This window comes from Candidatus Krumholzibacteriota bacterium (assembly GCA_034520215.1).
Lineage (GTDB): Bacteria > Krumholzibacteriota > Krumholzibacteriia > Krumholzibacteriales > WJIX01 > JAGHBT01.
The window spans coordinates 51874-64140 of the sequence record JAXHNR010000002.1 but is presented as its reverse complement, the minus strand read 5'-3'; the positions used below and the strand labels follow the sequence as shown (position 1 = coordinate 64140).

General features: G+C 45.3%; 7 protein-coding genes and 1 other RNA gene. 4 read left to right on the top strand and 4 right to left on the bottom strand.

Annotated elements, in window-relative coordinates; genetic code table 11:
- The first annotated feature begins 138 nt into the window (after window positions 1–138).
- Complete coding sequence (locus U5O15_07000; protein MDZ7860397.1) at window positions 139–3411, top strand: PDZ domain-containing protein; 3273 nt, start codon at window positions 139–141, stop codon at window positions 3409–3411.
- Window positions 3412–3547: 136 nt separating this feature from the next.
- Here the strand turns inward: U5O15_07000 and U5O15_06995 are convergent, their stop codons facing one another.
- Window positions 3548–6277 carry a prolyl oligopeptidase family serine peptidase gene (locus U5O15_06995; GenBank protein ID MDZ7860396.1) on the bottom strand — a complete coding sequence of 910 codons (2730 nt, stop codon included), beginning with the start codon at window positions 6275–6277 and terminating at the stop codon, window positions 3548–3550.
- 246 nt (window positions 6278–6523) lie between these two features.
- Between U5O15_06995 and ssrA the strand changes: the two genes are divergently transcribed.
- Window positions 6524–6882, top strand: a transfer-messenger RNA (tmRNA) gene (gene ssrA / locus U5O15_06990).
- Here the strand turns inward: ssrA and U5O15_06985 are convergent.
- On the bottom strand, window positions 6881–7060 hold the full coding sequence (locus tag U5O15_06985) for a hypothetical protein (GenBank protein ID MDZ7860395.1): 180 nt from the start codon (window positions 7058–7060) through the stop codon (window positions 6881–6883). The genes ssrA and U5O15_06985 overlap by 2 nt on opposite strands.
- A gap of 53 nt (window positions 7061–7113) precedes the next feature.
- On the opposite strand from U5O15_06985, the gene U5O15_06980 reads away from it, so the two are divergent.
- Together U5O15_06980 and U5O15_06975 are read left to right on the top strand one after the other, a co-directional pair.
- Window positions 7114–7356 (top strand): hypothetical protein, encoded by a 243-nt coding sequence (locus tag U5O15_06980; GenBank protein MDZ7860394.1) that lies wholly within the window; start codon window positions 7114–7116, stop codon window positions 7354–7356.
- A 243-nt stretch (window positions 7357–7599) separates the two neighbouring features.
- Entirely contained in the window at window positions 7600–8364 is a 765-nt protein-coding gene (locus tag U5O15_06975; protein ID MDZ7860393.1) for a hypothetical protein, read from the top strand.
- Window positions 8365–8601: 237 nt separating this feature from the next.
- Here the strand turns inward: U5O15_06975 and U5O15_06970 are convergent, their stop codons facing one another.
- Window positions 8602–8922, bottom strand: a complete 321-nt coding sequence (locus U5O15_06970; GenBank protein ID MDZ7860392.1) for a hypothetical protein — start codon at window positions 8920–8922, stop codon at window positions 8602–8604.
- Between the two features lie 313 nt (window positions 8923–9235).
- Entirely contained in the window at window positions 9236–11986 is a 2751-nt protein-coding gene (locus tag U5O15_06965) for a NosD domain-containing protein (GenBank protein ID MDZ7860391.1), read from the bottom strand.
- Window positions 11987–12267 lie beyond the last annotated feature (281 nt).

Below are 12267 nucleotides of genomic sequence, written 5' to 3'. Positions count from 1 at the left end.
TTATGAGTAGTATATATGTATAGAATTTTTATCTGCCGTATTTTTATTATACTGAATTGTTTGTTTTGGTGAGGAAAAGCGGGCCGGATCCGAGGTTATTCCGGAGGGCGTTTCCCTCAAATATGAAAGGAGTTTTGTATGAGCAAGAGACTGGTATCTTTTGTCGTCATACTTGTTCTTATGGCGGCTGTTCCTTCGATAGCCGAAGAAAGCAGCCGCCTTATGCGGTATCCTGATATACACGGGGATATGATAGTGTTTACTTACGGAGGAGATTTATGGACTGTATCCTCGGAAGGCGGGCTCGCCAGACATTTGACTTCACATATTTCCGGTGAAGGAATGGCCAAATTTTCACCTGACGGGGAAAGCATAGCTTTTACAGGTTCGTATGACGGAAATTCTGATGTTTACACGATTCCCGCGTTGGGGGGAACGCCGAAAAGGCTCACATACCACCCTTCCGGGGATCTGGTTGTGGACTGGCATCCTTCAGGTGAGAAAGTCCTTCTGAGAAGTTCAAGGGTATCTAAAACCAATCCCGGACCTCGTTACAATCGTCTTTTTACCATCAGCTCAGATGGAGGTTATCCGGAAACGCTACCTCTGTTTGAGGGGGAGCTGACATCCTATTCGCCGGACGGCAAGAAGATTGCCTACAACAGAATGTCCAGAGAGTTCAGAACGTGGAAGCGGTACCGAGGCGGCATGGCTCAGGATATCTGGTTATATGATCTAGAAAAGAACAAATCTGAAAAGTTGACGAAATTCGAAGGTACTGATGCCTTCCCTATGTGGTATGAAGACAGGATTTATTTTGTCTCGGACAGGGAACATACAATGAATATTTATTGTATGGACCGCGCGTCGGGACAGATTCGAAAAATAACAGACCACAAAGAATATGACGTCAAATGGCCCAGTTTGGGTGACGGGGCCATTGTTTATGAAAACGCGGGTTATATTCACGTACTTGACCTCGAAACGGAAAAGACAAAGAGGATATCGATAAACGTTCCCGCTGAACTTACGATGAAGCGCCCCCATTATGTTAACGCGGCCAAGATGGTTCGGTCGTTTGGTATTTCGGGAGAGGGTAAAAGAGCCGCCTTTGGAGCCAGAGGCGATATCTTTACTGTCCCGGCTGAAAAAGGAGAACCGCGTAATTTAACGGCTACTTCAGGAACACGTGAGCGCTGCCCCGCCTTTTCGCCCGACGGCAAGTGGGTTGCCTACTTCTCGGATAAAACAGGAGAGTACGAAATCTATATAGAGAAGCCGGACGGAACGGGCAAAACAGAGAGGATAACCAACAAGCTGCGCAACTATCCCTTTGATCTTCTGTGGTCTCCTGACAGCGAAAAGCTTCTTCTCCATGACCAGAGTTACAAGCTCTATTATGTTGATATAGACAAAAAGGAGCTTCATGAGATAGCCGAGGACGACTGGGGAGACATAAATGATTATTCCTGGTCTAAAGACGGCAAGTGGGTTACTTATGTCAAGCGCGGTGATAACGGTTATGGATCGATATATGTGTATTCTATAGATAAAGGAAAATCATACAAGCTTACGGGCGATTTCTATAATGACTATGATCCGGTTTTCGGTTCTGACGGCAAATACCTCTTTTTTCTCTCTGACCGGATGCTTAATTTCAGGTTCGGCGATAAGGAGTTCAATTACAGCTTTGTATTTCCCTCCAACCTTTGCGCGATGACGCTGAAAAAAGATACACCTTCCCTGCTCGCTCCCGAAAGTGACGAGGTGGAGATTAAAAAGGAAGAGGATAAGGGAGATGACAAAGAGAAGGAAGAGGAAGACAAGGATAAAGACAAAGAAGATAAAGAGAAAAGCATCGAAATAGATTTCGAAGGTATCAGAAACAGGATAGTCGGATTACCTGTTGGAAGAGGTAATTTTGTCGGACTTACGGCGACAGACGGCAAAATCTTTTTCGTAGAGGTTCCGGATATAGTGATAAACGCCCAGAGCGTTAGAAGCATGGCAAGCGTTGAACTGAAATATTACGACATAAAAGAACGTGAAGTTGAGAGCGTAATAAGCGGAATTAACGGGTATGAACTTTCCTCTGACGGGAAGAAGATAATATACAGCGCGATGGGCACCTTTGGTATTATAGATGCTTCTCCGGGACAGTCAATCATCGAGGGAGTTCTGGATACCGATCTTCAAATGAAGGTTTCTCCCGCGCGTGAGTGGAAACAGATATTCGATGAAGCGTGGAGGATGGAAAGAGATTTCTTTTATGTTGAGAATATGCATGGCGTTGACTGGGAAGATATAAAAGAAAAATATGAAGTCATGCTTCCCGCCCTTACCAGCAGAGACGATCTTAACTACGTAATCGGGGAAATGATCGGAGAGCTGTGTATAGGACACGCTTATGTCGGCGGCGGTGATATGCCCAGAGGAGACAAAGTCGGAGTAGGCCTGCTTGGTGTCGATTATAAGATTGATCATAAATCCGGCCGTTATCGTTTTGAGAAGATCTATCCCGGGAGAAACTGGGATGAGGATTACAAAGCTCCTCTAAATCAGCCGGGTGTGGATATCGAAGAGGGTGACTACCTGCTCGCAGTTAACGGCAGGGAGCTGGAATATCCCGATAATCCTCACAGAATGCTGGAAAATCTTGCCGGAAAGCAGGTGGTGCTCAAGATAGCCGACAATCCGGACGGCAAAGATTCAGAAGAATACACCGTCGTTCCTTCCAGCAGCGATATAGCGTTGCGCTATGCCAACTGGGTTAAGAGCAACCGGGAGAAAACGCTTGAAGCGTCAGACGGAGATATTGGTTATCTGCATGTTCCGAACACAAGCACGGGGGGACTTCAGGAGTTCGCGCGGGGCTTTTACTCTCAGACCAACAAGAAAGGTTTGGTGATCGACGTTCGGTATAACAGCGGTGGATGGATTCCAACCGTTTTCATTGAAAGATTAGGAAGGAAGATTACAAGTATGTGGGCTCAGCGTTACGGGAAACCGGGCAAATTCCCGGGAACCGCCCCCGAGGGACACATGGCGTGTCTTATAAATCAATACGCGGGATCGGGAGGAGACGCTTTTCCGTACTTTTTCCGTCAGGCGGGGCTCGGTCCTCTTATCGGTAAAAGAACCTGGGGCGGACTCGTAGGGATGAACAGACATGTTCCGTTGATTGACGGAGGGATGGTTACTGTTCCCACAATAGGATTCTACGAGATGTCGGGTGACTGGGGAATTGAAAATGTCGGAGTAAAGCCGGATATAGAAGTAGAAAACAGGCCTGACCTTGTAGTTGACGGAAGGGATCCTCAGCTTGAAAGAGCTATTGAATATCTGAAGGAAAAGATCGAAGAGGATAAGCCCGAGCTTCCGGAAAAACCTGGCGCGCCCGATAAGAGCTGATACCGGGCAAGTTGAATAAACTGGCATTAAGAGTGCCGTTAAAATAAATAAGAGCCCGTGAGCTCAAAGGCCCCTCATTATGAGGGGCCTTTGGTTTTATTCGAGAGGCAGAGATCTTAGAAAAACAAGACGCAGGCTACTTGATTTCCATAAGCTCAGTTGTGGCCGTTCCGCCGCCGTATTGAGGCGGAAGCCGGAGTATACTCTTTAAGACGCAGCGTCGTTCTTTTCCTCTGGTGATAAAGTATGTGCCGCCTCCGGGCTCATCGTCCATAGGTTTGGATATGAGTTTGAAGGCTTTAAATTCACCTGCCGGAAGAATCACCTTTTCAGTTCCTGTGACTTCGAGAGAATAAACCTTAACCTTCTGGCTCATTATATCGAAAACCCGGTAGGTTGTCTTATAACCTTCGGCGAGAGGAAGAGCTGTCAGAGCTATTTCAACCGCTGAGCTTGGTCCGAATACGGGAGCTTCCAATTCGATTTCGACAGGGATGTCGTTTCCCCTCATATTAATGTTTCCTGAAATAGATTCCTCGGTATAGTTTAAAATAATTTTGGCGGGCCCCTGATTTACCTCTGAACTTACGGGAAGGAGGTTGTCGCGTCTCAGGGTGACCTTATCCATTGCCTTGCCCATAGGGCTCTGCTGACTTGTTGTTATGAGCCAGACAGGCGTTTTATCGACTTTTGATTTTTCTATCTTTCTCTCGGCGCTCAGCTCAATATCATTACCCGCCACAGAAGCCGTTATCTTGTATTTCAGATCCATGGCGCTTATGGTTTCAGGTTCGACCTCGGGCAGAGCGGCAGATTTTGCCGATTCATACCCCTTGGGGGTTTCCGGCATGGACACGCTGTCAACCGGAACAGTAATCGCGTCTAGCTTTTCGATGATTTCCGGAGCTACAGATTTCTGAAAGCGCCCTCCGAGGTGCTTCGATAAGAATTTTTCCATAGCCACGGTGAAGGCCATACGGTTTTCTTCTCCCGCGAAGCCGTGTCCTTCGTCGGGGGCGACTATATATTCGACATCTCTTCCAAGGTCGCGCATCGCGACTACTATCTGATCCGACTCGGCCTTTTTCACTCTGGGGTCGTTCGCGCCCTGGACGACAAGAAGAGGAGCTTTGATCTTTTCAGCGCTGAAAAGGGGCGACTGGCGGCGGAGTCTTTCGGCGTCTTCCGGATCATCCGGGTTGCCGACGTGCTCGTTGAAGAACGCGCGAGCCGTTTCCCAGTATGGGGGGATTGTCTTAAGGAGGGTTATAATGTTGGATACTCCGACGTAGTCGACGCCGGCCGCGTAAAGATCCGGGGTAAACGCGAGCCCCGCAAGAGTGGCGTAGCCGCCGTAGGATCCGCCGAAGATGGCCACCTTGTCGGGATCGACAATGCCTTTGTCGACAAGATAATTGACGCCGTCGGTAATGTCATTCTGCATGGCGTCTCCCCATTCCTCTTTTCCGGCGTTGAAGAACTCTTTGCCGTAACCCGTGGAACCGCGGAAATTTATCTGAAGGACCGCGTATCCCCTGTTAGCCAGGAACTGAGCGTAGGGATTGTAGCCCCAGTGGTCTCGCGCCCAGGGCCCGCCGTGCGGGTTAACGACAAGGGCAAGGTCTTTTGCTTCAACATTCTTGGGGGTTGTCAGGTAGCCGTGTATTGACAGGCCGTCTCTTGATTTATAGCATACCGGCTCCATCGACGCCAGATATTCAACAGGGAGATCAGGTCTTCCGCGGTAGAGGAATTCCACCTTTCCTCTTTCCATGTCATAGAGATATCTGGCCCCGGGATCAGTATCGCTTGTCGTAGCGACAATCCAGTAGCGTTCGTCTTTCGTGGACGACCCCATGTATATATCGCCGTCCGGCAGTTTGTGCTTCAGTCTTTTATACGCCCATTTGAATTTGAAATCCTTCCAATAGATTCTGAGCCTGTCTCCTACATAGTATGTGGCAATGAGTTCATCTGTTTTGTCTGAGAATATTGTTCCGCCGAAGTCAGCTTGACCTTCGGGATCTGATTCAACAAGTTTTTCCTCGAGTGTTTCCGGATTAAAGAGGACAAGCCGGGAAAGATTAATATCCTCTCCCTTGTTTGTCGACATGTAGAACCATTCTCCGTTCTCGTGAAAAGCTACCGGGCTGGCCTGCTCCTCGTTCGTGCATTTATAGATGGAAGTCAGGTTTTTGCCGTCAACACGGAAGATTTCTGAGCCGCCGTCATCTGTTTGCCTTACGGCGAGCCGGAGGTTGTCATCCTGATCGAATACCCATCCGGCTATCTTCTCCTTATTTTCCCTTACCAGTTCACGTTTGCCGGTGTCTATATTCAGACGGTAGATATCGTGGTAGCGCTGGTCGCGTTCGTTAAGACCGATATATATTATATTCGGTTTATCTTCAGGAAGAGAGTATATTCTTGTAGTTACGCTGTCCACGGGAGTAAGATCCCGCGCTTGGGGCACAGCCATTTTCGAAGCGGGTTGTCCGGCGGGGTCAACAGCGTAGATATGAAAGTTTTCATTTCCTCCCTTGTCCTGGATATAGAGGATATACTTGCTGTCCTTAGTCCAGAAATAACTTCTAACCGGGCGGGTTGTATCTGCCGTAACAGGTCTTGCCTCTTCAAACGGCTGGTGAAATTTTTTAACCCATATGTTGAGAACATCTTTATGAGGTTTCAGAAAAGATATATATTCGCCGTCGGGCGATATCTTCGCGCCTGCTATTTCGGGATCGCCGAAAAGCACATCTCTTTCTATCAGAGGGGGAAGCTGATCAAGATAAGGCAGATCCGCCGCTGATACCGAGACTGCCAAAAGCAGCACCGCTGACAACAGGGTAGTCAGTTTCTTCATTGACTCTCCTCCTTTTATCAAGTCCTTCGAGGTTACAATTAATTCAGCGCTGATTGTATTACCCTCTCCGAAGAAAAGCAACAACTATATTCAGGGATCTATTTTTTAAAATTTGAATAAAACAGTCTTTTTGGAGAGAGCAAACCCTCTTTAGGAATGAAAATTTTTTATGCCGCACACGGCCGTCAGGGCTTTACATTTCCCCGTATTGGGGCTATATTTAAATTAGAGATAAACCTCAATTATGGGGGCGAACGGATTCGACGGGGATAGATGAGGCAGGGGAAGCGTGTCGAGGTTGCCATCGCGTACCTCGTTAAACAGGTGGCAAAACACAATTGCCAACGACAATTTGGCATTGGCTGCTTAAAAACAAGCAGCTCGTTCACTTCATCTGAGTCATCAGGGATGAATGCTGGGCGTCGATAACTGCTGACTAGTCTGTGGACTCTGTTCCCGGAAAGCAGGCGAAACTTTAGGGATCTAGTTTCCGGGCTTTATGCCTGTTGGAAAGTTCGGAAGCGAAACTTTAGCAACGGGATACACACGTAGAAGCCCTGTTGCGGTATTCTCGGACGCGGGTTCGATTCCCGCCGCCTCCAGTTAATCCGTCTCAAAGACTATAATACGGGGATGGGTGATCGCGGCATAGGATTCATATTGCTGTCCTTCATTACGTATGCCCTCACGAGCTATATCACTGACCCCTTTGAACATCGTTTTTAGACTATCGACGGTAACTTCGGGATAATGTTCCGTTAGGATAGCGAGCTGCTCAGACACGCCAAGATCTGCCGGGTCGAAAATGTGATGCGACCGTACCTGGAGGCGACGGCATGACGTCTCCCAAAAACATGTCCGCGTCCGTCAAGGACATGATTCTTCAACTGCTGGTCAAAGGCGATGCCGCGGGATTCAAGCGCTACACAAAGGACGGAACGATTCATCCTTTTGCGGTGGAGCCAGAAACGCTCTCCCGGGACATGGCTGTGATGGGAGCCTTGACCATTTCATTTTTCCTGATCATTCCCGTAACAACCTTAATTTTATCTTGTATACTGCCGCGGGGAATGCGATAATTGCATCTGATTATTAATAATAAATCTTTCTGGTTAAAAAATCAGGAAAGGAGCTGATTTATGAATCAATAGCTGTCAAGCATTACAATTCGAAAAAAGCCTCACAACACATAGCTGACATCCCCACCAGACGAACAAACGAACGCTATTCATCCCGCGGGGTTATGGCAAACAGCTGTATTTATATATCTGACGCTTACCATTTTAGATCCGGAATTATCGGATCAGAGAAAGGACTGAATAATGCTTCGAAGAAACACATTGCTTACAATACTGGCAATTTTCGCACTTGTCGTTACCGGCTGCAGCGGAGAAGACGGTGCGACCGGCCCTGCCGGCCCTGAGGGGGAACCGGGATCCCCTCAGCCGATAAAAGTACTGGTGGCCGGACCAGCATTAACTGGCTCACTGGAAAATATCATAATCCAGGCCACCGGGCTGGAGGTATTCCCCATAGGAACCGAGCTGAATTACATGTATCTTAACGGTTTGCTGCCGGAGCTTTCCGCCCTGAAAGAGTACGACGTAGTTTTCCTTCACACCGATTACGTGCCCTACGAAGCGGACTCACTGGGTGACATCCTCGCCGAATACGTTGATGACGGCGGAGGCCTGGTGATGACCCAGTTCTGTTTTTCCAGTAACTGGGCGCTCGGAGGGGAAATAATGACATCCGGATATTCGCCCTTCCAGCTTGCCGATGCCTCCGGAACAAGCGGAAACAGGCAGATAGACCCTTCCTCTGTATCCATACCCATACATCCGATTTTCAACGGGGCGGATGTCGAGAACCTGACGTACTGGTCAAACTCCAACTTTTCAGATCCTCCTCTGGATTCAGGTGCCACCCTTCTTGCCACTGACCTGGGAGGAGCGAATGCCATAGCGATCAATGCTGACGGCAATATAATCGCTCTTAACATGTTCGCAACCAGGTTGAATGAGACCTATTACTCTTCTGCCAAGGTGATGGCGAACAGCTGCCTGTTCGTGGCTGAAGCGTTCTAGGTATGAACTGAAATATCTGTCATCAGAAAGCCCGCCCGGATATATACTCCGGGCGGGCTTTATTTTACACCGGTGATGCTTAATCAGCGGATCTCGTCGTTCGCTCTGGCGCCGTTTATCAAAAGATAACCTGCCGGCAATTCGGCACTCCGTTCTCTTAAGCGTCGCTGATTCCAGGGAGTGCTCACACCATAACAGCCGGGATGAACTTCCGACTCTTTTTAGTTTCATGATTTTTTAGAAGATATATTGAAAATTAATCCCCCATGATCTGGAATCATTGAAAGTGGCAATTGATGGTGTGATAGCGAAGTTCATTTTAATCAGTAATGTTGCACCTGCCATTATCAGGGCATCATCCACGTCTCCCCTGCTGACGAAACCGGAACTACTCTCAATTTCAAATGAAGTTTGTGCATATGAAACATTGACCACAGGAAGTATCTGTACTTCTGATGACAGGTTCGCCTTAAGGTACAGCTCTATACCGGCTGAATAGGTATTGCTTGTCATTTCCGAATCCGAGTCATCCGGAAGATCTATTATGAACATATGCAACCTTAAAATCCATGCCCCCGATGAAAGTTTCCGAAGAACGAAAAACCGCTATAATAATTCACAAACGCATGACCTCACGAATGACGGCTTTATATTTCCCCCTCTATTACTCATCGGCTTCCGTATCTCTTTGCGCAGATAACCAGCTTTATAAAACTCGCAAAGCTGACATCCTTTGTCTCTGGGTTAGTTGTTGGTATTGGTTCACAAAGTCACCTTTCTATTTCAAGAATGAGACTTTCAATATAACACCTGACCCATTAACCTTTTTTAATTGCACTTAAGACTTGAATTCAAGATAGAAATGAATTTCTTATTTTAACAGAACAACTTTTTGAATTTCATTTGCTTTATCAATTCTTACTTTCACAAAATAAATGCCAGAGGTCAAGTTTTTACAATTTACCTGTAGATTATGGTTACCAGCCGTCATTTGATTATTTTTGATCTGCATAACTTTCTGTCCAAGTGTATTTATTAATTTAATATTTACATAAGCATCGGTTTTTAATGTCAAAGGAATTGTAAATGTTGGATTAAATGGAATCGGATATGCAGATTTTAAAACATAATTATTTGATAGATCTGTAGAGTTTCCTGTAATAGTAATTTGTTCAGTTTTTAAATTTGTTATTTTTCCGGAATAATCTACATCTGAGATACGGTATTGGTAAGTTGTTTTCGAAACTATATTTTCATCTGTAAATTCATAATAGGAAAGAGCTGATGTATTTCCAGCGCCTTTCAATTCTTCATCTGTTAAATAACTCGCAATTTCTGTGAATTTTTCCCCTCCATTTTTTCTTTCAATAATAAAACCGAGATTATCTTGTTCGGAAGCAGTCTGCCATTCGAGAATCACTGTGTTGTTTTTTTGTCTTGCGGTGAAAGAAGCAAGTTCGACAAGAAGGGGGTAATCTGCGCTATTATCTGGAGAAGACGCATAGCTCCAGACACCACCGGTTCTTATACTGTACTCTGCATGGTTGCTTGTTATCCGGATGGCTAAATACTTTCCGGCGGATACTGTAAAAGCGCTTGCGTCAGTCTCAAAGTTGAACTTGGTCGCGCTCCCATTTCCTGTCAGAGTTGCATTAGGGCCGCCAGCAGTAAAATCGCTTCCATCCGTCGAAGAACCAATTTCAATAGTCAAAATGTGCCCAGTTGTCGGAGCAGCCGTAAAAACCAACTGGCCTGTCCAGGTATCGCTTCCTGAGAAAATTATATCTGTCAGGGCTACCTGATCGGCTTTCCAGATATTAGTGCCGCCATTGCTGATGGTTACACTTCCTCCAGCTTTGGAAAAATCGGACCTGTACATTTTATCATCGCTGTGCAGCCACCATGCTTGAAGAGAATAATTATTAATGGTACTAATTAACTGGTATTCATCATCATTGTCATTAGCGATAGTATAAGTACCCCCTATTCCGAAGTTGCCGGAGTGAGTTCCATCACTGTAATAATTACCTAAATATCCTTTGTGGAAAGTACTGTCGTTATAGGCATAATATATTGTGGTAGGTGAATGCCAGGTAGTAGTTGAACTCTCTGAATAAATATTGGAGGTGATGTTGTTACTTATGTCGTTTAAATATATTGTATTGTAGTTCCCAGAGGGGAGCCAGATACCATAGGTGCCGTTATTGCTTATGTTGTTACCAGTAAGCGTATTATATGAAGCATTCTCCCAAAATTCGAAACCTCGACCGCTATGGCCGGTTATGGTGTTGTTTGATACAATATTGTAGTTCGATTCTTCCTCCAGAACAATCCCTCCAGAGCCATTTATCACGGTGTTGTTAATTATGGAGTTGTAAGAGGAATAATAATTGATACGTATCGAAGCACCGGGATCAATAAGGCCGCTATTATCCAGAGTATTATCCATCACAATGTTGTTTGATGAATTAGCAAACTCTATTCCATCTCCCGGATCGTTATTCATCGTGTTGTTGGATATAACATTGTTATCGGAATCAGCTAACATAATTCCATCTCCGTCAACTCGCCCATCGTTCTCATTCATTATGTTGGAAGTAATGGTATTGTTTGATGAAGAAGTTAAAAATACTCCGAATTCATTGTGAGTTACGGAATTACCATCCAAATTATTGCCTGAACAATTTTCTAAACGAATTCCATTACTCATATTGCTGTCCGCAGTGTTGCTGTTTAGGGTGTTGTTGTTTGAAGAAGAAACCAAATAAATACCATGAGAAGCAGTATTACTATTTGCTGTATTGCCGGTAAGATTGTTATCCGAAGATTCTACTATAAGAAATCCATTATTTCCATTTCCAGTTGCCGTGTTGTTGTTAAGAGTATTGCTATTTGAAGAAGGTACAAGACGAATTCCATCAAAACTATTATTGTTGGCCGTGTTGCTGTTTAAAGTATTGCTCGACGAAGAATATAAAGAAATTCCATCCCCACTATTATTACTTGCTATATTGGCGGTTAAGGTGTCTTCGCTCGATGTATTCATGTAGATACCCACACCGTTGTTGTAGCTGGCGGTATTGTTGTTGATAGTGCAGTTGCTGGAACCACTCAAGTAGATGCCATAGTAGTTCGTATGGGTAAAATCCCAGCCACAGCGGTTATTTTCGATAGTGCAATTTGTAACAGAGGTAAGACAGATTCCAGCCCTGTCGACTCCGGTGGCACCATAGATGGAGAATCCTTCAATAGTCACACTATCTGCTGTTACATAAAAAACATGGTCGTTTGTGTTTGAAGCTATAATCTCGGTTGTGCTATTTCCATTTTCAGACTGGATAGTTAATTGTTTGTTCACATCTACATTCTCTGTGTAAGTTCCTGCTCCATACCCATCACTGCTTCCAACGATGATAATATCATCATTACTTGCTGCATTTACAGCCGTTTGAATGCTGGCCGCGGCTTTAGCCCACGTATCATATGGAGATGTGTTTGAGCCATTAGTAGCAACATAATAGGTTGTTGCGTTGGCTATCACAGGAAAAGCAAGAAAGGTCGGAGTCAACATAAGCGAAAATGTTGCTAACAACATAAAAGAAATACCAGTGCGTTTAATCATTTTTTCCTCCTTTGCTTGATATTCACAGATTTTTTTCTGGAACGTCAAGTCTTTTATGTGTATTGGAGTTCCCAAAATTTTTATAATCAATAAGGTAGTCGATAATCACTGAAAGGCAGATGTTCTCAGAATTGACCTGAAATTTATGGTTATCCAGACGATTTTATTTTTAAAACCCGATTCATATCGGACTTGGTTTTGATAATGAAACATAGTGTGAAAAACCGGGGGTCATATCGAACCTGAGTCCGGGGAAATATGTGGAAAATACGATTCAACAA

Bases quoted from the DNA above. Each gene is read 5' to 3' on its own strand.
- U5O15_07000 (MDZ7860397.1), top strand. From the start codon at position 139: ATGAGCAAGAGACTGGTATCTTTTGTCGTCATACTTGTTCTTATGGCG.
- U5O15_06995 (MDZ7860396.1), bottom strand. From the start codon at position 6,277: ATGAAGAAACTGACTACCCTGTTGTCAGCGGTGCTGCTTTTGGCAGTC.
- U5O15_06980 (MDZ7860394.1), top strand. From the start codon at position 7,114: ATGACGTCTCCCAAAAACATGTCCGCGTCCGTCAAGGACATGATTCTT.
- U5O15_06975 (MDZ7860393.1), top strand. From the start codon at position 7,600: ATGCTTCGAAGAAACACATTGCTTACAATACTGGCAATTTTCGCACTT.
- U5O15_06965 (MDZ7860391.1), bottom strand. From the start codon at position 11,986: ATGATTAAACGCACTGGTATTTCTTTTATGTTGTTAGCAACATTTTCG.